We start from the raw sequence: 19,132 nt of genomic DNA, 5'->3' as shown, positions 1-19,132 counted from the left end.
AAAAGAAGACGAATCAAAGTGAAAAGGCTACTAGGTACAAATACGTACCTAGTAATGCTCAATTGCTTAGTAAACCTTACAAATAAGCCCTTTTAAGTAAAAACCTTCTGGATAGTTACCAGAAATAGGGTGGTCAGCAGCTTGATTTAAGCGCTCCATAATCAATAAATCTTTACCTGCATCAAGCGCTGCATCGGCAACCACTTTTTGGAATAAGTTTTGTTCCATCAATCCAGAACAAGAGAAGGTAAGTAAAGTGCCACCGGGTTTTAAAATTTGCATGGCTATCATATTGATGTCTTTGTAACCACGGCAAGCACCATTGAGCTGAGCTTTGCTTTCTGCAAATTTAGGTGGGTCCATGACAATTGTGTCGAACAACTTGCCTTCATCACGATACTGGCGCAGCAGCTTAAACACGTCTTGTTTAACAAATTCGACTTTTGATAGGTCAAGGTTGTTGTGTTCAACGTTGCGCTTTGCCGTATCCAATGCGGGTTGAGAAACATCTACGTTAATGACTTTTTCACAGCCACCACGCAGCGCATACAGCCCAAATGTGCCGGTGTAGCAAAAGCAGTTTAAAACTTCTTTGCCTTTTACAAAACGCTCAAGGGCTGCACGACTATCTCTTTGATCTAGGTAAAAACCCGTTTTATGACCGTTGATGATATCTACTTCGAGTTTTAAACCATTTTCTTCAATAACAACTGGTCCGCTCGGTGCGTCGCCCCATAATGCACCGGTGGTTTTTTCAAGTCCTTCTTTTTTACGCACATCAACATCAGAACGCTCGTAAATATGGCAATTGGGGAAAAGCTCACGAAGGGCCATTAGTAGGTCGCCTTTGTGACGTTCAGCACCTGCGCTGAGTAACTGACACACCAGATAATTATCAAACTTATCAATGGTGATACCAGGTAAGCCATCAGACTCTGCAGCACTTAGACGATAGCCAGTTAATCCGCCTTCTTCAATGACTTGCTGACGGGCATCGAGTGCTCTGCGTAAACGTTTAACAAAAAACTGAGCATCGATTTGCTCTTCTTTATCGAAGCTCCAAACTCTAGCGCGAATTTGTGAGTCAGGGCTATATGCGGCAGTTGCTAAATATTCACCATCGTGACTATATACAGTGACTGTATCGCCTAAGGCAGGTTTGCCCTTTATTTTTTTTATTGCTTTAGAGAAAATCCACGGGTGCTTACGTTTTAGAGACTTTTCTCGACCGGGCTGTAAATACAGGGCACAAGACATAAAAATTCCTTACAAAATTGAATGCTTGCCATTTTAGTGAAGGCCATGCCAACATACAATCGAAACCAACGAATAATATGGTAAAGAAGCTTGATAGTAACTACTTACATTAAGTAATCTTTTGATAGCAACCTAAAATAATGCGCTCTACTACCGAGTTTGCAGTGATGATAAGAGAAAGTGATGCAACATATTGAACAGGCATGTAAGAATTTTATGGTCAACAGCGTATTTGCTGATACCGCACATGACCTAACCCATATTGAACGAGTAGTGAAAACAGCAAAAGAGCTAGCAGAAAAAGAACAGGCAGATTTGGCGGTTGTAATACCTGCTGCATGGTTACACGATTGTGTGGCTGTTGCAAAGAACCATCCTGACAGAGCGCGCGCGTCAAAAATGGCGGCAGACAAAGCCGTTACTTTTTTACAGTCTATCGGCTATGACGAGTCTAAGTTTGATGCTATTCATCATGCAATAGTTGCCCATAGCTTTAGCGCCAATGTAATGCCACAGACGTTAGAAGCGAAAATTGTGCAAGACGCAGATAGAATGGATGCACTTGGTGCAATTGGTGTGAGCCGCTGTATGAAAGTAGGAGGTGCAATCGCAAGGCACTTATATCACCCTGACGACCCTTTTTGCGAAAACCGCGAGGCGGATGATATGCGCTATACGCTTGACCACTTTTTTATCAAGTTATTACATATTGCCGAGCAAATGCATACCGACGCAGCCAAAGAGGAAGCGCGCAAACGAACAGATTTTATGCATACCTTTTTAGAGCAGCTTAAGCAGGAAATAACATCTTAAACGTATGACTATCGAGTCATACGTTTTACAAACACAACAACGAACAACGCTAATGAGAAGCTGCCAGTAAACGCTTCAATAGCAGCGATAAATCGAGATACGCCAATCGGGGTTATATCACCATACCCCAATGTGGTAAATGTGACTACGCTGAAATAAAAACTGTTAAGTAGTGCACTGACATTCTCGTTCAAAGAATTTGCGGTATTGAGTTGTAAAATTTGTTCCTCGTAAGTAACGCCAAATAAAAAGTACAAAATGGCACACACGATAATCATGGTTAAGCTAAAGCGAATAACATTTTCGGGCTTTTCACCGTATCCGCATAGTAAGTTAATAAAACTGGAAACTAGCCTGCGCTGAGAGTTTTTTGGGTACTGTTGATGGCGCATACGCAGTTCTTGATAGGTATACTTGCCCGCCATTTCAAATAGACCTTGTTGCTCAGCGCCTTTGCGCAGTGAGCGGTATATTTCTTCAGATTGTAAAAATAAATCGTTAGCGTCATCTATACGCTTTTCTTTAAGCGCAACAAACCCTTGTTGTTCTTGCAAAAGCTTATCGCCAAGGTATAAATTATCAATTCGGGTATTATCTAACTTAATACCGAGTAAATTTGCCTTTTCTAAGTGACAGCAGTGTAAGTTAGCTTCTCTTAAATCTGCTTTCATTAAAGAGGCTTCACGAAAGGTATTATTGAATAAATGCGCGCCTTTTAGGTTGGCTCGATAAAAATTGCTATAGGAAAGATCATAGCCATTATGATCACCAAATTTAACGAGATTCAGCCCCTCTAGGTTAGCACGTTTAAGCTCTAGACCTTGCAGCAACCCACCTCGCTTGGCGTAGCGTTCCAGTTTATGTGTTAACTCTAAACCACTTTTGTCGAATTTTGCATCGTGCCAAAAACATAGCCCAGAGCCCATATCAATTTCTTGGCAGTGGTGGCCATCGGGTGATTTATACTGACAACATGGCTTATCACTCATAGATACCTGATCCTTTTGCCGATTTATTTTATTAGATTAGCAGCTAATTTGCGCGGTAGAATGCAAGCAATGAAATTTTTTTAAAATCAAGATGTTTGAATACCAACTAAAACTAAGCAAAAAACGTAAAACGATTGCCCTGAAAGTGACAGATAATGGCGTGTTAGTATATGCACCCCAAGGCGCTTGCATTAAGGGAATAGAACGTTGGCTTGCAACCAAGAAAGCCTGGGTTGCAAAACAGCAGCAAGTACTTGCCAAGGGCGTGCAGCAACAGGTACCTTGGAATAGCGGTAAAGTACTGGTTTTTGGCAATGAATATGCGTTTATGTGTGACAGTGCTATGGCTTCACATATTGATCATTTACAACAAAAAGTTGTGGTGCGCACGACAGCTAAATCGAGTACTAAGTCAATTCGCTTAGCGTTAATAAAGTTGTTATCAACTGAGCTTGAGCAATATGTTGATAGTCGCTTACACGCTTTGAGCGTGCAAATGAATTCGCCGATTGAAAGTGTTAAGTTCAGAGAATACAAAGGTCGCTGGGGAAGTTGTTCAAGCCACTATGCGCTTACGTTTAACGTGTTACTTGCAGGGGCACCTAAGCGAACGATTGATTACGTTATGATACATGAGCTAGCGCATTGCCATGTAATGGCGCACAATCGCGCTTTTTGGTCGTTGGTTGCAAGGTATGATAGCAATTATAAAGAGGCGATTAGCTGGTTTAAAAGTAATGGCAAGCAGTTATTTATAGCGAAAGAATAAAAATGGTGGAGGGGGCTGGATTCGAACCAGCGAAGGCAGTGCCGTCAGATTTACAGTCTGATCCCTTTGGCCGCTCGGGAACCCCTCCGCAATGGGAGAATACAATTTGGTGGAGGGGGCTGGATTCGAACCAGCGAAGGCAGTGCCGTCAGATTTACAGTCTGATCCCTTTGGCCGCTCGGGAACCCCTCCAAATTGTATTTGCGTTGTTTGTGGTGGAGGGAGCTGGATTCGAACCAGCGAAGGCAGTGCCGTCAGATTTACAGTCTGATCCCTTTGGCCGCTCGGGAACCCCTCCTAAACAACGGCGCTGATAATATCAAAGTTTCTAATTAAGTAAAGAAAACTACTAAAGAAATTTAAAAAAATGCCGATAAAAGCATAGATTCGTAATTAATTGGTGAAACTCTATGCAACTTGATGCAGTCTTGACCAGAGAAGAACAGCTCGGCAGTGCTTTGTCAGTCAGTGTGGCAGAACATCGCAGAGCCGATTTTGCTATGCTGCTGGCGATGCTTTCTCAAGATGTATTAGATTTTAGCCAATTTCACTTACCTGAAGCACAACAAACCGAAGCCGATTTATCAGAGCAGGCATTAAAAAAGAAGCTGCAAATAGGGCCCCAGCGCGCTTTGGCGCCAGAGCAATTTGATATGCTGATAGGGCAAGATAATGCCAAGATACTTGAACAAAGCAGTTTAACGTCTTTGAAATTACAAGACTACTTGAACCCCGAGCCGCTCGCTATTCGTGATGACAAAACCCACATTCCGTTAGTCGTTGTGGATAACTGTGATCTTGCTGTGAGAAAGCGTTTAGAAGCGACTAAAAAAGGTTATGCAACAGATGAAAAACCCGCCATGAATGCTGCGGGGTTTTATGATCAAATTGCATCGGGTCAAATGCAAAGTGCTTTGCAGCTAAGTGCTTAAACTCAATTACTGTGGCATTTTTTGTACTTTTTACCACTGCCACATGGACACTCGTCGTTTCTACCTACTTTGACGTCTGGCGTTGGATAAATCGTACCATCTGCATATTTCCAATGTTCCGACTCTTTCACAAACAAAGACTTTTCATGTAATAAGCACACTTTGTTATCAGCTATATAGGTTGCTTTAAATTCAACGTAGCTGCCGTCAGAGGTATCGCCCGTTGCAATTATTTCTAACTTAATAAATTGTGCAATATCTGCAAACGCCAAGATATCTTCAACGCTGTGGTTATGCTGTTCACTTGCAATGTAAGTCGCTCTGATATATTCAGCGTTTTTGGTGCAATAAGCGCTGTAGCGTGAACGCATTAGTTGTTCTGCAGTAGTTGGTCGCTTTGAGCCTATAATAAAAGGCTCACAGCATTCATTAAATGGGGTATTACTAGGGCAGTAGCACATAGCTTCGTAGAAAATTAAGAAATCAATGCGGGTATTGTACATGCTTCCTTATTGATAGCCTTAGAAAAGCAATAAATTTCTGTATTTGAACTGGGCAAGCTCATCTTTTTTAATTCATCGGGTGAGAGAATATCAGTCCAGGTGATCACCGCCGCAAAGTTTCCATTGTTTAGAGCCGATGTTAGAACATAATTAAGATCTACAATGTGCTTCTTTCTGATAACGAGCAGTTTACTAGAATCAATAGAGCAGCTATCCATCATTGCCTTATTAGGCACGTTGTCTGGCGCAATTAATAATGTCCAGCCCTTTTTTTGATTACATTGATGAACAATTTTTAATAACTCCAAACTGGCACAGATATCATCGGCTGTGTGCACTAAGTGCTGGTTAGAAACTGATACCTGCGGTAACTTTGACGAAACTCTTAAAACTGAACTTGCGTGTAACATAATCAACTCACTGGTGTTATATACAGTATTTGTATACAGTAGTTTATACAGTAATTAGATGCAAGAAAAAGTTGTTAGTTTTTTATACAAATTTGTATGAGTATGCACGCAGCACCCTCATAATTTAAATATGCATTTGAAATATAAAAGCTTTATATTTTAAGGTTTGATAAATGTGAGCTGATGTATCTGTTCGTATAAAGTGGCTGCGTAGCAATGCGCATCTTTAATACGTTTGGTCGAAAGGTGAGGTTTTAGTTGCTCTATCATTGCATCTGCCGCTTCCATCCCTTGGCTTTGTGCGAGCGTCAGCCAGGCCATTGCATGAAATGGGCTTTGTGGAACGCCTTGGCCTTTAACAAATAGCAGGCCTAGGTAAAACTGTGCTTTATTATTGCCAGACATTGCCGCCATTCTGAACCATTTAGCAGCAAGCGGGTAAGCCTGCTCTTTAAGATAATAGAGGCCTTTTTTAAATGCGGCTTGTGGGTCGTTGTCTTCAGGTAGCTGAGCATCACTATTCATTGGCGCAGTGACAAAGTTAAGTACATTAAGCAATTGTTGCTCTAAATCTTGGCTGGCCGAATTTTCAAGTTGTTCTCGTTCCATAGTCTAACCGCAATAATAAACCTAATAGAAAGTGTAGCTGAATTCTAACGAAATTGTCCGAATAAACCAGTGATTTATGTTAAAATCCAAACACTTGTTTCCAATTTAATCCCATATCTATGTTAGAACGCATTTTTGCCATTCGCCAGCAAGGCTCGACGATTAAAACCGAAGTGTTGGCAGGCTTCACTACCTTTGTCACCATGGTGTATATCATTTTTGTAAACCCACTGATGCTAGCTCAAGCAGGCATGGACATGGGGGCAGCCTTTGTTGCAACTTGTATTGCTGCAGCAATAGGGTGCTTTATCATGGGTTTTTGGGCTAATTACCCTTTGGCATTAGCGCCAGGAATGGGGTTGAACGCATTTTTCACTTATGGTGTTGTGTTGGGAATGGGGCACTCTTGGCAATCAGCATTAGGTGCGGTGTTCTTATCTGGTTGTTTATTTTTTATATTGAGTGTTTTTAAGATCAGAGAATGGGTCATTCAAGCCATCCCTCTGGTGCTAAAACAGGCTATTGCCACTGGAATTGGTGCGTTTCTCGCGTTGATTGCTCTGAAAAACGCAGGGATCATCGTTGCCAGTCCCGCCACGCTGGTGCAACTTGGTGACATAACCCAAGCAGGTCCATTGTTGGCTATTTTCAGCTTTTTCATTATCGCGGCATTAATGTTTCGAGATATAAAAAGTGGCGTGCTGATCAGCATTTTGGTTGTCACTGGCGCTGCGTGGAGCATGGATCTAATAACTTATCAGGGACTAGTATCGGCACCACCCAGCGTTTTACCCACGCTGATGGCACTTGATATTGCCAGTGCGTTGGAGGTATCAATGCTGAGCGTGGTCTTTGCATTTTTGTTTGTTGACTTATTTGATACTTCGGGCACTTTGGTAGCCGTTACGCAAAAGGCGGGGCTAGCTGATGCTCATGGCAAAATGCCGCGATTAGGCCGAGCGCTATCGGCAGATAGTACCGCGACAATTGCAGGCTCAATGCTTGGCACATCCACTACCACTTCTTATATTGAGTCTGTATCAGGTGTATCGGTGGGTGGAAAAACAGGCTTAACAGCGGTGGTCGTTGGAATATGCTTTTTGCTCATGGTATTTTTTGCGCCGCTGGCAAAAATGGTGCCTGCTTATGCAACTGCTGGGGCAATATTATATGTGGCAGTGTTGATGTTGCAAAACCTTAAGCTAGTTAATTGGGATGATATGAGTGATGCAATTCCTGTCAGTGTGGTGTTGCTGATGACGCCGCTGACATTTTCAATTGCCCATGGCATCGCACTTGGTTTTATTGCCTATACAGCGGTAAAAGTTGTTTGCAATAAAGCGCATGAAGTGACTGTGAGCGTTTGGTTACTTACAGGCTTGTTCGTACTTAAGTTTGCTTTTGAGTAAAAGTAGTAAGAAGAGAAGTGGTATGATCACCACTTCTTTTTTGGTGCAAATAAAACATCCAAATCGTCTTTTTCTTGTTCTTTTTTCTTCTTTACCGCAGAAGCGTTAGAAGCTTTAAGCTCGGTGCTTATCTCGTCTAAATAGGTCTGTAACTGGGCTTTCTTTTCAGCTACATAGTCATCGGTGTAAGTAACTCCATTAATTGTTGCGAAGGCCTTTTCAAAATATTGACGGGCAGAGCCGACCATATTTGCAGCACGCGCTGATACACCACGTTTGATTTGGCTTTCAACATTAATGCGCAACTGTAGTTTTTCTAGTCGGCGATCTTCAGCTACAAAAAGCTGTGTATCTACCTTACCTTTTGAGTGTTCAGAGCGGATAACATGTCGTAGGCGCTTAATACCTTGCACTAAAGCAATCAGCTGCTTATCTGCATCAGGCAAGCTCAATGTATCTATTTGAGATTCAGGGTCAAGTTGTGAATTTAATCTTTCTTTTGCCTCTTTAAGGCGGTTTTTTAGTTCTTTATTAGAGGGGGATAGTTCTACCATAACGCATAGCGCATCATACACACGACGCTGTAAAACGCGCAGTATCAATTCAGACATTGGAATATTGCAGCTATTCACAATGATATCTTCTGATTCTTCAATGATTTTTTTCTGCTTGGCGAGCTCTTTTCTACGTTCGGCTTCTTGCTTCTCTCTGTGCTGCTGAACTGCACTGACCCACACCGCAATAACGATCAATGCAACAATCAACATAATAATGATAGAAACAAACATAACAGACTTCTCTTAGACCACGACTCAAAAGATGATTTTTTATCTTACATCAATTAATTGCTTTCTGAACAGTTTTCCGTTCATATGGATGAAATTTTTTAAAAAATCACTATTTATCATTATAGACCAAAGGAAATAGTTTTATATCTTGCACAATCATCTAACTTGAGAGCTATCTCGTTAGAAGTAAATATGCTAGCCTAAGATAGATTGGCTTTATCCCAAGCAAGAACTTGTAGCGCGCCGTGATCATTGCCTTGTAAAAACTAATAAGAAAAATAAGCTATGAAATTACAACAACTTAGATATATTGTAGAAGTTTTAAATCACAACTTAAATGTGTCAGCAACAGCTGAAAGCCTATATACATCTCAACCAGGCATATCCAAACAAGTAAGAATGCTTGAAGATGAATTAGGCGTGCAAATTTTTGGCCGCAGCGGAAAGCATCTCACTCATGTTACTAATGCTGGCAATGAAATCATTAATATTGCGCGTGAAATTCTATCTAAAGTAGAAGGGATCAAAGCGGTCGCTAATGAGCATACTTTACCCGATCAAGGTAAGCTTAATATTGCCACAACGCATACGCAGGCTCGTTATGCACTGCCGAGCGTCATTCAGGGTTTTATGAAAAAATACCCTGCGGTGTCTTTGCACATGCATCAAGGTACACCGCAGCAAATATCAGATGCAGCGGCCCGCGGCGACGCAGACTTTGCAATTGCAACTGAAGCACTTCATTTGTATTCAGACTTGGTGATGCTACCTTGCTATCACTGGAATCGCAGTATTGTGGTAGCCAAAGACCACCCATTGGCTCAAAAAGTACATAACCTAACGGTGCAAGATATCGCTAAGTACCCGTTGATCACCTATGTATTTGGCTTTACTGGCCGCTCTGAACTCGATAAGGCGTTTAATGCCCATGGTCTTGAACCCCACATTGTGTTTACAGCCACGGATGCGGATGTAATTAAAACCTATGTCCGTCTGGGTCTAGGCGTTGGTGTGCTAGCATCCATGGCGATAGATAAGGTGGCAGATCAAGACCTTGTATGTATTGATGCAAGCCACCTGTTTGAAGCCAGCACCACTAAAATCGGCTTTAGAAAAGGCAGCTTCTTACGTGGGTATATGTATGACTTTATTGAAAGATTTGCACCTCACTTGAGTAAGGATCTTGTTGAAAAAGCAAGTTTGTTGCGCAATCAAGATGATGTTGATGCTTTGTTTTCAGATATTACTTTACCTATCAAGTAGTTGTTATTTATAAAAGTTGCTTATCAACAACAGCACTAAGCGACCAAGCAAGTGCGTTAAATACGATGTTATATAGCACAGATATACCATCGTATTTAACGCAGTTACCGCGCCTTCTGCCTTCCAATGTGATTATATTCACTTATCTATCATGAACTAATCTACTGCAAACTTAGTCATGTAATGTGCTGTAATGGCAGATTATGAAATATCATCTAACGTTTACATGGTGTGTTTTGTTGGATGTATATGATGGAAGAAATACCGCAGGCAAGCTCTTGTTTCTCACTCAATCATATTTTCTTTGATGGTTTATTGGATAAGCTGTCTGAGTTGTCGTTTTGCAGTGCTTATGCGAGTAATCAATATTCTTCCAATGACCCTAATAGTATTGTTTTTTATGGGAAGATTTACTGTCAATTTGAGCCTTATGTAGAGGTTGTTGATGCTATGTTGGTGCGACAGGGCAAAATCGAGGCCCTTGGCAGTGTGCAAGAAGTTAACGACTACCTATCTAAATACGCTCTAAAAGTACGTGTTCAGTATTTGGATGAGCGCCAATCAATTTGCCCAGGTTTTGTTGAACCAAACATTCATTTAGTGATGAGCGCAGTGCTTAGGCAATGGAGTCACCTCGGCCCATTTGGTTTTGACTGTAGTTGGCAAAAACTCATGCCTAATTATAGTGTTAGCTATATTGCCCGCGCCATTTTGTATTTAGACAAAGGGCTTGCGCCACAGCATTGGTTACTAAGCTATGGCTTATATAGTGGCTTGCTAGGTCATAACAGCAAAGAAAGCCGACGTGAAGTGTACGCGTTGATCAAGCAACTAAATGTGCAAAGGCCTGTTGCAATATTTGATGCGGGTAGCGCAATCGCGTATGTGAACGACGCCGCTTTAGAGTTGATTTATGATTACTTGAAAAGCAGTGGGGCATGTCCGTTCTCTAGTAAAGCACAGCTAAAAGAGATGGTTGATAACCAACATGGTTTGCAGAATGAACAATTATTATGGATTGTTGGCGCGCTGCCAACATCTCAGATGCAAAGCTATTTAGATAGCATATTTGTCAATATCGATAAAATAATCGACACCGCGATAAGGCAAGGGATCACACACTTAGGCGTGATTGATACCCATCCTTTTGCACGCAAAGTGCTATCAGAATACCAACTTGCAACACAAAACATAAATTTAATTGAACCCAAAAATGGTTGGTTGCGTGAAATTAATAGCCTTGCATGTTTAAACCACGATTCGAGCATCGATTCGTTTACAGCGAGTCGCTCAATCGTGATTAATATTGGTGACGTTGGCTATTGTGGCTACGAATGGGTACAAAGCTATCATGGTCAGTCTTTACTGCAACCATGCCAGCAACTTGTTAGCGAGGGCTACAATGTTTGTTTGCAATCTGGGTTTCCTGCACAGCCGCTCAGTCCAATGCGAGCAGCGGAACAAGCCAGTACCAGAGTGATGGAATACGCGCCGGGATGTTATACACGACATGAGCGCGTGCTTTTACCAGATCAATGTTTATCTAAATCGCAATCGCTACATGCCATCACCCATGCGGGCGCCATGCACTTAGGGTGTGAGACAGGGCGCTTAGAAGTAGGCAATCACGCCAACTTTGTGCATTTGTCTGACGACCCGCTAGATACCAACTATTGTTTAAGAGATATCGCTGTTATTAACTGCTATACCAGCACCCCGTCTTAAAGCAAATGGTTCAGACATTGAAAAGCTGCAAGGCTTTAGCCTGAACCATTTGATATTGATTTTAAAAAAGGGAAAATTTTTAATCAAACAGTTCATATGAACTGTTGGGTGTAGGGTAGTAAATGGTTCATAGATGCGCAGAGCAAAGTCAACAAAGCCCTGAGGTAATTCAGACAGAACTTTGGCAAAATCTTGCAGAATCAATCGAAGAAAAGCCTGAAAAGTTTCAAAAATCAGATTCTGTTGAAGCTTGAATGGAAGAGGCTTTGCCTACGTCAATCGAGTCATTTACCGATAACTAGTTTAAAGAACGAGATGACAAACTGACTGTATTGCTCAAATTTGAAAAGATAGAGAGCATGGTGTGGGCAGAAAACCAATCGTGGACATATATGGACGCTCAGCCGTTGTCAAATAATACGAATCAATCGAGGTGACTTTTAGTCGCCTCGTGCCGTTTTTTGCCTAATCTATCTGCTTATCGTTTTAATTTAGAATCAAACAGTTATGCAATAAAAAGCTGCTCTGACATATATCCGGGCTTAACTGTGTCTATCAGCGCCCCTAATGAGCTTCGAGCCTGCATTCCCAAAAAAGTTAATCACCCACTCGGCCTTTATAGCCGTGCCCTATACGGGATTGATGCAGGCAGGTTCTGGCCTTTGTTCATCAATTAAAAATAAGCAGTGGTAAAAGGTTGTTAGGTGCTCACTACACCCACTCGGGCTAGTTTTCCCTTGTCCATTACGAGCTTACCTAACAACCAAAGATGAAAATAATCAAACATTATGCACAGCGCCTTGTTGCGTATATTGGGGCCGATAAGGTTCGTTTTTTTGCAGTAATATCCACATCAGCCTCGCTAGTCGATGTGCAGTAGCAACAACGGCTTTGTTATGACCGCGTCGCTGTTTTAGCGTTGTTATCCAACGACTTAAATCATCGTCTTTCTTGTTGGCATGCGTCACAACGGTTCTGGCACCATGAATAAGTTGTTTTCTAAGATAACCATCGCCACGTTTGGTTATACTGCCCAAACGGTTGGTATTACCCGAAGCGTATTGCGAAGGAGTGAGACCAAGCCATACAGCAAATTCTTTGGCGCTTTTAAAAGCTTGGCCTTTGTCAATTGAAGCCACAAAAGCGGAGGTATTGATAAGCCCAATACCGGGAATAGATTGTATGATCTGGGCGGCTTCGCTACGGGTGTTTTCTTGTTTAAACAAATCATCGAGTAAATGGATTTTCCTTTCAAAGCAAGTGAGTTCATCGCAGACTTCTGAAATCATCAAAAGAACAGCTGGTTGTAATGAATGAGTCAGTAGCCCTCGTAACTCTTGCTTAAACTTGTTGTAAGACTGAGGAATATCAATGCCAAACTCAAGTAACAGACTGCGAGTTTGGTTGATACAAGCCGTTCGAGCAGATAAAACACGCTCACGCATCCGATGCGGAATAAGTACAGCTTGCTGCTGCTCAGTTTTTACAGGCACAAAGCGAATGTTTGGTCGACGACTGGCTTCATAAATGGCGAGACAATCGTTTTTATCATTCTTATTACCACGCACGAAAGGGGTGACATGTTGTGCAGGGATTAAGTTGACTTGATGACCCGCAGCCAAACATGCTCTTCCCCAAAAATGAGAAGACGCACAGGCTTCCATAACAATGTCACAAGGTGGCAAGTTAACAATGGTTTCTTTAAACTTGCTTCGAGACAGGCGTTTGGATAAACACGGATAACCCTGACTATCGACGCCCAGTAATTGAAATACATTTTTTGCGAGGTCAATGGACAATGTGCTAACTTTTTTCATGATGGATGCTCCTATGAACTGTTGCTACCAAATCAGTTTGGCGCATTGACGCCGATTTTGGAGCGTCCATCTCATCATCCACTTTTATTTGTTGTGAAAGCACCAGTATCGGATGAAGGTTCACTGGAAGGGTGTATTTTCATGATAAAGCCTTCACTTTTGGAAAAACCATAACAAGCGCCCATAGTGACTGTGAAAAACGCGCTACCAAAAGAGGCAGCGCAAAAGGTTAAGGGAGTGTCTGTGTTTTTACTTGGTTGCAGGGATTCCGGCCCAAGCAGCGGTCTGAGTGTTTTCCGTTAGTGTAAAAAGAGGGGTTGCTTGCAGCGATTTAAGATCTAAACTGATGACTTCTTGGCCATGCACAAGGTAAGTCACATCGTACGCCTGATTGTTTATTAACAGTGTGGGCACATCAGCTGAAATTGTCGCGAGTGCTTTAAACCTGCCCGTGGCCTGCCACTCATTTTCACTATCAAATACGTTGATATAACCTTGTTCGTCCAAGATCAGCAAATCTTGCGAAATAGCGCTGATCCCGTACGCTAAGTAACTCTCAATACCTTCGGGTTGCCAGTTGAAAGCACTCAACTCATTGTGTTCTAAATCAACGTGGTAGAAGCTCCCTCTCGCAACGCCCAGCACATGGGCATTGCTATGACTGCCAATGAGCTTGCCGATTCTATGTCCTTCAGGTAATGCCGCTGTATTGGCGATATGCTCTGACGTAAAAGTGTCACCATGCTGGGTTATTTTCACAATACCATCACCACATGCAAATGCGATATAAGATGTGGTTTGGATACTGCCATGTAACGAAGGGCAGGCATGTTCAAAAGTCTGTTCTTGATGAAAATGATCACCGTGTAATTCAAATAAGCCGAGTGAGCTTGGCAGCGAGCTTTCACTTTCGGGCTCGCGTAATGTGGCAATCACCCAATCACCACGCACTTGTCCTGTGCCATGCATATACGTTGTGTAGTGGTGACTTGCTAGTACTGAATTGTTTGCGATGCTCGTATCGGAAAGTAACGCGAAACTTGCATCTGTGCCACTGTCTTTGTTGCCATCGAAAAACAGCAAAGCATTTTGTGAGTTAGGTATATAGTGCGTTGCCTTGCTGTCGTATAGCTCAAAACTAAGCAAACTTGGCGTGTCTTGATGAAGGCTTTGCTTATTGTCAGTGGTTTCTAAATGTAATCCTGAATCAATAAATTGCACAAGGTCGTTTTGGCGTGACATGGCCAGTACATAGCGCCCTTGGGCACTGGTTACTAGTGTTAGTTCTTCATGTGTGGTGGTTAATGACTCAACCAAACTACCATCTTCCACATTGTAAATTGAGACCATATTAGCGTGGGACACAGCGAGTCGGCCGTGTGGCAAGATTACATCAGGTTGTTTGCTGATAGGGGTTGTATGCTCATCATGGCTATCTTGTGCGATTGGCGTGAGTGTATGTTTATCTGAGCCACAGCCCACGAGAACAGCGAGAGAGATAAAACTGAGTAATAAGCGCGTTTTCAATTTAAATTTCCGTAATGTTATAATGTATCATTGTCGAATGTTATATTATAACAATTGCATGCGTCAACATACTTGTACCTACTTTTCTTTCTAATTTTGTTTGTTTTGATTTTTATAGTGACTTACCTATTGATTTTAAAAAGTAATTTGTTAGTTTAATGAGAGGGATTGCTCGATAGTTAACGCTTGAGGTTAAATTTTCATTTTAGGGGAACCTGATTTTATGAAATTAAACATTTTGACGGAACGTTTGCTACTTCGACCATTTCAACCTAATGATGCAGCACGTGTTGCGCTGTTGGCTGGTGATAAGCGTGTCAGCGAGATAAGAAATAAATTAACGAGGTAAATTATAAGCGTGTCAGCGAGATAAGAAATAAATTAACGAGGTAAATTAAATTAACGTGGACAGGCACTCGAACTTGCTAAACTCAGTGAATTAAAAAATCAAATGAGTACAGCTATCTCTCGAAAATGTAGAACAACATTATCTTCTATCCTCAGAAAGAGAGAACTATCCTCAACATTGCCACACACTATGAAGCAAAGGTAAAAGCTTTATAATTTAAATGATTGCATATGCGTTATTACTGCGACTACTAAACTGAAATTTAATACACAACGAAAGCTTAGGTGTAGTAGCTTATAACGTATTGAGTTATTTATAATTCATGGTAGTTTAGAAAGAAAATCTTGAGTGGACATTCACTAAAATGTCTAGATAATAACCCGTTATATTTTATAGGAGTAGACTATTGCAGCTTGGTAATGTTAAAAGCTTTAAAGGTGTTGGTTATGTCTGCTTTCTAGACATACTGGGCTTTTCTCAGGATATTTTGGAAAACTGGAAGGCGATTGAATCCAATCCTTTAGAGAAACTATTAGCGATCAAATCCGCATTACCTGTACTTAGCGAGGAAGTTGAAGAGATAAATCCGGAGTCCTCTATCCGTAGCTATGTATGCCGCGTTAATACAGTGTCCGACAGCATAACGATAGCCTTTGGTCTCGAACCAAAACTCATAATTGGTGATATGGCTCTGGGTCTTGAAGCTTTGGTTGCAAATATTCGTGAAGTCTGGCGTGCAGCAATAGTGAGCGGCTATACCTTACGGGGAGCGATTGATATTGGTGATATTTATTGGGATCAAAATGAATTGATAGGTCCAGCATTTATTAACGCATATCGCCTTGAATCTGAAATCGCGAGGGTATCTCGAGTTGTAATTTCGTCAAAATTAAACAAAATACTCGCAGATATAGCCACCAGACATCCAAGCACTATGACTGATCACCTGATAGCCAATTTTCGAAAAGATGTCGATGGGTACATTATTGTTGATCCATATAAAATATGTAATTCAGATGAAGATAGGAATAATTTGGCCTCTAATCTACAAGGTATGGCTAATAACGTATCCAATCCGCTCCTAAAGGAAAAATACGCTCCCCTTATCTCAATGCTTAAAGAAAAATCATCTATTGGTCATGACCAGCTTGGTGCATATTAACGAACATAACAAGCGCATGTTGTCGGGCTGCTTTTCCACTGCGCTCAAAACTAGTCTCAAGTGTGGACGTTTCCCTTATGTTCACACACTAATGCGACTGTCAGATTTGAAATCGAGTAATTGAATCTGACAGTTCAATTAAACACTGATTCAATCAACTACACTAAGCATTGTTGATTGCTTTAGAGATAGAATCAAAAGTAAATGACATAGCCCACGAAGCGCCAACGCCATATAACGCACTTGGTGTTGTGTTACTTCTATCAGTTTTCACCGCAACAATTTTTTTCCCCAGCTGAACAGCTTTTTCAATTTCCCAATCAACCCATTTACTCTTGTGCGTCTTACTCCCCACAATACAAAGAAAATATCTCGCATTATTAATTTTTGCTGATATCGCTCTTTTTATTGCTGAAGCATTGGTGCTGTTGATCGAAACATCGGCAGAATGATCATGGAAACCAAACTTAAACTGTCCGTTTGCATCCCATGCTAATAGTAAGCTCTTATAATGGCGATCATTATCATAGTCATAGCTGATAAATACATCCTTTTTAGCCATTAGCAGCAACTCCGATTATTTTTAAATTTATCCCTTGGATTGTTAATCCACTTTGTATGAGTTTTCCGTCTATCAAATGCTTCATCTATCGCATTAGTGAGGGTATCTTTTCTTTTTGGATAATCAATTGTTCGTGCGTAACAATCTTCCTGAGAATCATCTTGCTTTAGATTGAGGTTCAATCTATTTGGATATCCATCCCCTTTGCTGTAGCTAGGCAATTTAATCCCCAACAATCCATTTGCAGTAACAGTTTCACCATTTCGCAGTGATGATTGAAGCTCCCAATCAACATACTTCCTAGACCATGTACATTTACCTAACATGACTAAAGTAACTGTTGAATCTTTTAAATATAGTTCTCGAATACGCTTCATAACATAATCAGGATCGTCGCTATTTATAACGTCTCCAGGCATTTCTTCGCCAATACCTCGAGTTATAAATACATCTTTATCATGATCAAAATTTCTGATGAACTCGTTAACTTCATCTTCATCATCTTTGTGGTATGAAATAAAACACTTATGCCTTGCCATAATTACTTACCTCCATGCAATTGTACTAACTCTTGTTTACTTGTTTCATATGTCTTAACCTGCCACTCAACAGGCGATTCAGTCATGAATAAAGCCTCAAACTTATGGTGCTCTTCATCGTTACCTAAAGCTAAATAGCAGTGTGACAATGTTGCATATATCCACATGCGATCAATTCTGGTGTCAAAGTCCCCATATTCGATAATGTCCAACAAAGTAGATACTATTTTTTCACGAGTTTTTTTGGCTTCAAACTTCGCATATATTTTCTCTTCTGCGTCCTTACTTTGATTAGACTTCATATCTAAACATAAGGCATAGTTTTCGCCTGTATAATAGTCATTTCGAATATTAAAGCACTTTCCATAGTATGTGATCGCTCTCTCTAAAGAGGCTATATCTCCACTCAATAACCATTGATTCTTGTATATCGCACCTGTAATACCTAGCGTTTCGGGATCATTGGTAGAAGCTTCATCAGGTGATAGCTCAGAAATAATATTCAAAGCGTCAGTAAGAGCAGTTGCTGGGCTTGGCACTTCTGATTTATACACGCTCAATGCTTTTTGTTGAATGAAGTAAGGTTCATTTGGCGCATTTTGATGCGCTTTATCCCAATATTTAGCAGCAGACTCGAAATCCCCCTCTGACATTTTGGCCTTAGCTTTTTCAACAACAGCAAATATTAAATTTTCTTTCTCAGCCAAATCATCAATTAGAGAAATGTACTCCTCTTGAGGCAAGACTGGAGGGTTTATATTGTTGATAAACTGATATAGAGGGCTATCAACTTGCTGTTGCTTTGAAATATTTTCAATAAGGCTGATAAGGTAATTCTTACATCGGATAACTTCCTCATAGCCTATATCTTCGCCCATGTGCGTGTACATACACATTGTGTTATGATCAAGATCAAATGGAATTTTTCCATTTTTTTCTTTCAAAATAATGGTGGATTGAGGTCTTACGCCATGTCTAATACCGAGCTCATAAATTGCGTTAGGGTTATATGTCGTAATGTCCGCAATAACTAAATCAGCTTGCATCAATAAGGCATACATACTTTTATCAATCAGACCTGAATCTAATATTTCATCAGCCCTCACGCACTCGTAACCTGCTTCAATAACAGCTGGGCGGATAATATTTTTATAAGTTTTATCTAGGTCATAAGTTATTTTGGACTCTGGATCTGACTTTTTACCAAACCCCATGATTACAAAACAAACTTTTGACTTTAAAGTTGTAACTTCCATATCAATTAGTCTTCTATGTAGTTCTTTATATTTAGTTGATATTTGGTCATTTTTTAATTAATCAAGTAATAAGACGAATAAATTTCGTAAAATATTAAGCAAATGCATGTTCAAAAAATCAATCCTCTTATAGTACATCAACAACAACACCCCCTATAAAGGGGGTGTTGTTGTTGATGTTATTTAGATTTAAAAGGTTAACATCTTAGATGTAACTGTAAGCAACTTGGTTTTCCCCATGTTGGTCTCGGATATGAAGCCATCTTCGATCATGGGTTGCAAAAGCCTTCCAACGGATGTCGAACTCCAGCTCTTTTCAGGAAATGTTTGTTTTGTGACCTTACGGCAAGATAGCGCAAATAAGTAAAAACCATCCGGCATACTTGATTGCAACCTAAACAACTAAGGTGTGATCAATGAATACCACAACATCATTAGAGCAAATTAAAGCAC

The 19,132-nt window shown here is 40.8% G+C and carries 20 protein-coding genes and 3 tRNA genes; 9 read left to right on the top strand and 14 right to left on the bottom strand.

Annotation, left to right across the window (positions count from 1 at the left end):
- Positions 1–66: 66 nt before the first annotated feature.
- Positions 67–1,257, bottom strand: coding sequence for a class I SAM-dependent methyltransferase (locus tag HC733_RS11415; RefSeq protein ID WP_190365176.1), 1,191 nt, complete (start codon positions 1,255–1,257; stop codon positions 67–69).
- A gap of 183 nt (positions 1,258–1,440) precedes the next feature.
- Here HC733_RS11415 and HC733_RS11410 point away from each other — a divergent pair, with 183 nt between their 5' ends.
- Entirely contained in the window at positions 1,441–2,070 is a 630-nt protein-coding gene (locus HC733_RS11410) for an HD domain-containing protein (RefSeq protein ID WP_190365175.1), read from the top strand.
- A gap of 8 nt (positions 2,071–2,078) precedes the next feature.
- Here HC733_RS11410 and HC733_RS11405 read toward each other — a convergent pair whose 3' ends face one another.
- Positions 2,079–3,059, bottom strand: a complete 981-nt coding sequence (locus HC733_RS11405) for an ion channel (RefSeq protein ID WP_190365174.1) — start codon at positions 3,057–3,059, stop codon at positions 2,079–2,081.
- 91 nt (positions 3,060–3,150) lie between these two features.
- On the opposite strand from HC733_RS11405, the gene HC733_RS11400 reads away from it, so the two are divergent.
- Complete coding sequence (locus tag HC733_RS11400) at positions 3,151–3,828, top strand: M48 family metallopeptidase (protein WP_190365173.1); 678 nt, start codon at positions 3,151–3,153, stop codon at positions 3,826–3,828.
- 3 nt (positions 3,829–3,831) lie between these two features.
- On the opposite strand, the gene HC733_RS11395 is transcribed toward HC733_RS11400, so the two are convergent.
- The 3 genes from HC733_RS11395 to HC733_RS11385 form a co-directional block, all read right to left on the bottom strand.
- Positions 3,832–3,916 (bottom strand) — tRNA-Tyr (locus HC733_RS11395).
- Positions 3,917–3,935: 19 nt separating this feature from the next.
- A tRNA-Tyr gene (locus tag HC733_RS11390) sits at positions 3,936–4,020 on the bottom strand.
- 21 nt (positions 4,021–4,041) lie between these two features.
- A tRNA-Tyr gene (locus HC733_RS11385) sits at positions 4,042–4,126 on the bottom strand.
- A gap of 112 nt (positions 4,127–4,238) precedes the next feature.
- Between HC733_RS11385 and HC733_RS11380 the strand changes: the two genes are divergently transcribed.
- Positions 4,239–4,760 (top strand): VC2046/SO_2500 family protein, encoded by a 522-nt coding sequence (locus tag HC733_RS11380; protein ID WP_190365172.1) that lies wholly within the window; start codon positions 4,239–4,241, stop codon positions 4,758–4,760.
- Positions 4,761–4,762: 2 nt separating this feature from the next.
- Here the strand turns inward: HC733_RS11380 and HC733_RS11375 are convergent, their stop codons facing one another.
- The 3 genes from HC733_RS11375 to HC733_RS11365 all read right to left on the bottom strand — a co-directional run bounded on the left by HC733_RS11375 (position 4,763) and on the right by HC733_RS11365 (position 6,282).
- Positions 4,763–5,263, bottom strand: a complete 501-nt coding sequence (locus HC733_RS11375; RefSeq protein WP_238937530.1) for a YchJ family protein — start codon at positions 5,261–5,263, stop codon at positions 4,763–4,765.
- Positions 5,236–5,673: a SulA-like leucine-rich domain-containing protein gene (locus tag HC733_RS11370; protein WP_190365171.1), complete on the bottom strand. Its 438-nt coding sequence runs from the start codon at positions 5,671–5,673 to the stop codon at positions 5,236–5,238. The genes HC733_RS11375 and HC733_RS11370 overlap by 28 nt, the downstream gene beginning before the upstream one ends.
- Positions 5,674–5,832: 159 nt before the next feature.
- A complete protein-coding gene (locus tag HC733_RS11365; protein ID WP_190365170.1) occupies positions 5,833–6,282 on the bottom strand; it encodes a tetratricopeptide repeat protein in 450 nt (149 codons plus the stop codon).
- Between the two features lie 119 nt (positions 6,283–6,401).
- Here HC733_RS11365 and HC733_RS11360 point away from each other — a divergent pair, with 119 nt between their 5' ends.
- Positions 6,402–7,691 (top strand): NCS2 family permease, encoded by a 1,290-nt coding sequence (locus HC733_RS11360; protein ID WP_190365169.1) that lies wholly within the window; start codon positions 6,402–6,404, stop codon positions 7,689–7,691.
- Between the two features lie 26 nt (positions 7,692–7,717).
- On the opposite strand, the gene HC733_RS11355 is transcribed toward HC733_RS11360, so the two are convergent.
- The gene (locus tag HC733_RS11355; RefSeq protein ID WP_190365168.1) at positions 7,718–8,479 is read right to left on the bottom strand and encodes a hypothetical protein; all 762 of its coding nucleotides are present in this window, start codon (positions 8,477–8,479) and stop codon (positions 7,718–7,720) included.
- A 285-nt stretch (positions 8,480–8,764) separates the two neighbouring features.
- Between HC733_RS11355 and cysB the strand changes: the two genes are divergently transcribed.
- From cysB to HC733_RS23390, 3 genes are all read left to right on the top strand, one after another.
- Positions 8,765–9,742, top strand: a complete 978-nt coding sequence (gene cysB / locus HC733_RS11350; protein WP_190365167.1) for an HTH-type transcriptional regulator CysB — start codon at positions 8,765–8,767, stop codon at positions 9,740–9,742.
- 249 nt (positions 9,743–9,991) lie between these two features.
- Positions 9,992–11,467 (top strand): amidohydrolase family protein, encoded by a 1,476-nt coding sequence (locus HC733_RS11345; RefSeq protein WP_190365166.1) that lies wholly within the window; start codon positions 9,992–9,994, stop codon positions 11,465–11,467.
- Positions 11,468–11,589: 122 nt separating this feature from the next.
- Positions 11,590–11,721 carry a hypothetical protein gene (locus HC733_RS23390; protein ID WP_274602026.1) on the top strand — a complete coding sequence of 44 codons (132 nt, stop codon included), beginning with the start codon at positions 11,590–11,592 and terminating at the stop codon, positions 11,719–11,721.
- 525 nt (positions 11,722–12,246) lie between these two features.
- Here HC733_RS23390 and HC733_RS11340 read toward each other — a convergent pair.
- On the bottom strand, positions 12,247–13,284 hold the full coding sequence (locus HC733_RS11340) for an IS110 family transposase (protein WP_190365165.1): 1,038 nt from the start codon (positions 13,282–13,284) through the stop codon (positions 12,247–12,249).
- A gap of 249 nt (positions 13,285–13,533) precedes the next feature.
- Positions 13,534–14,811, bottom strand: a complete 1,278-nt coding sequence (locus HC733_RS11335; RefSeq protein ID WP_190365164.1) for a hypothetical protein — start codon at positions 14,809–14,811, stop codon at positions 13,534–13,536.
- A gap of 223 nt (positions 14,812–15,034) precedes the next feature.
- Between HC733_RS11335 and HC733_RS23155 the strand changes: the two genes are divergently transcribed.
- Together HC733_RS23155 and HC733_RS11330 are read left to right on the top strand one after the other, a co-directional pair.
- A complete protein-coding gene (locus HC733_RS23155) occupies positions 15,035–15,160 on the top strand; it encodes a GNAT family N-acetyltransferase (protein WP_238937529.1) in 126 nt (41 codons plus the stop codon).
- Between the two features lie 406 nt (positions 15,161–15,566).
- The gene (locus tag HC733_RS11330) at positions 15,567–16,322 is read left to right on the top strand and encodes a hypothetical protein (protein WP_190365163.1); all 756 of its coding nucleotides are present in this window, start codon (positions 15,567–15,569) and stop codon (positions 16,320–16,322) included.
- Positions 16,323–16,485: 163 nt separating this feature from the next.
- On the opposite strand, the gene HC733_RS11325 is transcribed toward HC733_RS11330, so the two are convergent.
- The 3 genes from HC733_RS11325 to HC733_RS11315 are packed head-to-tail and all read right to left on the bottom strand — an operon-like array spanning position 16,486 to position 18,679.
- Positions 16,486–16,884 (bottom strand): TIR domain-containing protein, encoded by a 399-nt coding sequence (locus HC733_RS11325; protein WP_190365162.1) that lies wholly within the window; start codon positions 16,882–16,884, stop codon positions 16,486–16,488.
- Positions 16,884–17,423, bottom strand: a complete 540-nt coding sequence (locus HC733_RS11320) for a TIR domain-containing protein (RefSeq protein ID WP_190365161.1) — start codon at positions 17,421–17,423, stop codon at positions 16,884–16,886. Before HC733_RS11320 ends, HC733_RS11325 begins: the two co-directional genes overlap by 1 nt.
- A gap of 2 nt (positions 17,424–17,425) precedes the next feature.
- Entirely contained in the window at positions 17,426–18,679 is a 1,254-nt protein-coding gene (locus HC733_RS11315; RefSeq protein WP_190365160.1) for a tetratricopeptide repeat-containing protein, read from the bottom strand.
- Positions 18,680–19,132: the final 453 nt, after the last annotated feature.

The sequence above is a fragment of the Pseudoalteromonas sp. S16_S37 genome, from assembly GCF_014694405.1.
Classification (GTDB): Bacteria; Pseudomonadota; Gammaproteobacteria; order Enterobacterales; family Alteromonadaceae; genus Pseudoalteromonas.
This window is presented reverse-complemented; position numbering and strand designations above follow the sequence as displayed.

What these genes read in the sequence shown, in the direction of transcription:
- HC733_RS11360 (WP_190365169.1), top strand. Translation starts at nt 6,402, where the DNA reads ATGTTAGAACGCATTTTTGCCATTCGCCAGCAAGGCTCGACGATTAAA.
- HC733_RS11380 (WP_190365172.1), top strand. Translation starts at nt 4,239, where the DNA reads ATGCAACTTGATGCAGTCTTGACCAGAGAAGAACAGCTCGGCAGTGCT.
- HC733_RS11405 (WP_190365174.1), bottom strand. Translation starts at nt 3,059, where the DNA reads ATGAGTGATAAGCCATGTTGTCAGTATAAATCACCCGATGGCCACCAC.
- HC733_RS11370 (WP_190365171.1), bottom strand. Translation starts at nt 5,673, where the DNA reads ATGTTACACGCAAGTTCAGTTTTAAGAGTTTCGTCAAAGTTACCGCAG.
- HC733_RS11325 (WP_190365162.1), bottom strand. Translation starts at nt 16,884, where the DNA reads ATGGCTAAAAAGGATGTATTTATCAGCTATGACTATGATAATGATCGC.
- HC733_RS11410 (WP_190365175.1), top strand. Translation starts at nt 1,441, where the DNA reads ATGCAACATATTGAACAGGCATGTAAGAATTTTATGGTCAACAGCGTA.
- HC733_RS11355 (WP_190365168.1), bottom strand. Translation starts at nt 8,479, where the DNA reads ATGTTTGTTTCTATCATTATTATGTTGATTGTTGCATTGATCGTTATT.
- HC733_RS23390 (WP_274602026.1), top strand. Translation starts at nt 11,590, where the DNA reads ATGGTTCATAGATGCGCAGAGCAAAGTCAACAAAGCCCTGAGGTAATT.
- HC733_RS11375 (WP_238937530.1), bottom strand. Translation starts at nt 5,263, where the DNA reads ATGTACAATACCCGCATTGATTTCTTAATTTTCTACGAAGCTATGTGC.
- cysB (WP_190365167.1), top strand. Translation starts at nt 8,765, where the DNA reads ATGAAATTACAACAACTTAGATATATTGTAGAAGTTTTAAATCACAAC.
- HC733_RS11365 (WP_190365170.1), bottom strand. Translation starts at nt 6,282, where the DNA reads ATGGAACGAGAACAACTTGAAAATTCGGCCAGCCAAGATTTAGAGCAA.
- HC733_RS23155 (WP_238937529.1), top strand. Translation starts at nt 15,035, where the DNA reads ATGAAATTAAACATTTTGACGGAACGTTTGCTACTTCGACCATTTCAA.
- HC733_RS11345 (WP_190365166.1), top strand. Translation starts at nt 9,992, where the DNA reads ATGATGGAAGAAATACCGCAGGCAAGCTCTTGTTTCTCACTCAATCAT.
- HC733_RS11400 (WP_190365173.1), top strand. Translation starts at nt 3,151, where the DNA reads ATGTTTGAATACCAACTAAAACTAAGCAAAAAACGTAAAACGATTGCC.
- HC733_RS11320 (WP_190365161.1), bottom strand. Translation starts at nt 17,423, where the DNA reads ATGGCAAGGCATAAGTGTTTTATTTCATACCACAAAGATGATGAAGAT.
- HC733_RS11415 (WP_190365176.1), bottom strand. Translation starts at nt 1,257, where the DNA reads ATGTCTTGTGCCCTGTATTTACAGCCCGGTCGAGAAAAGTCTCTAAAA.
- HC733_RS11315 (WP_190365160.1), bottom strand. Translation starts at nt 18,679, where the DNA reads ATGGAAGTTACAACTTTAAAGTCAAAAGTTTGTTTTGTAATCATGGGG.
- HC733_RS11340 (WP_190365165.1), bottom strand. Translation starts at nt 13,284, where the DNA reads ATGAAAAAAGTTAGCACATTGTCCATTGACCTCGCAAAAAATGTATTT.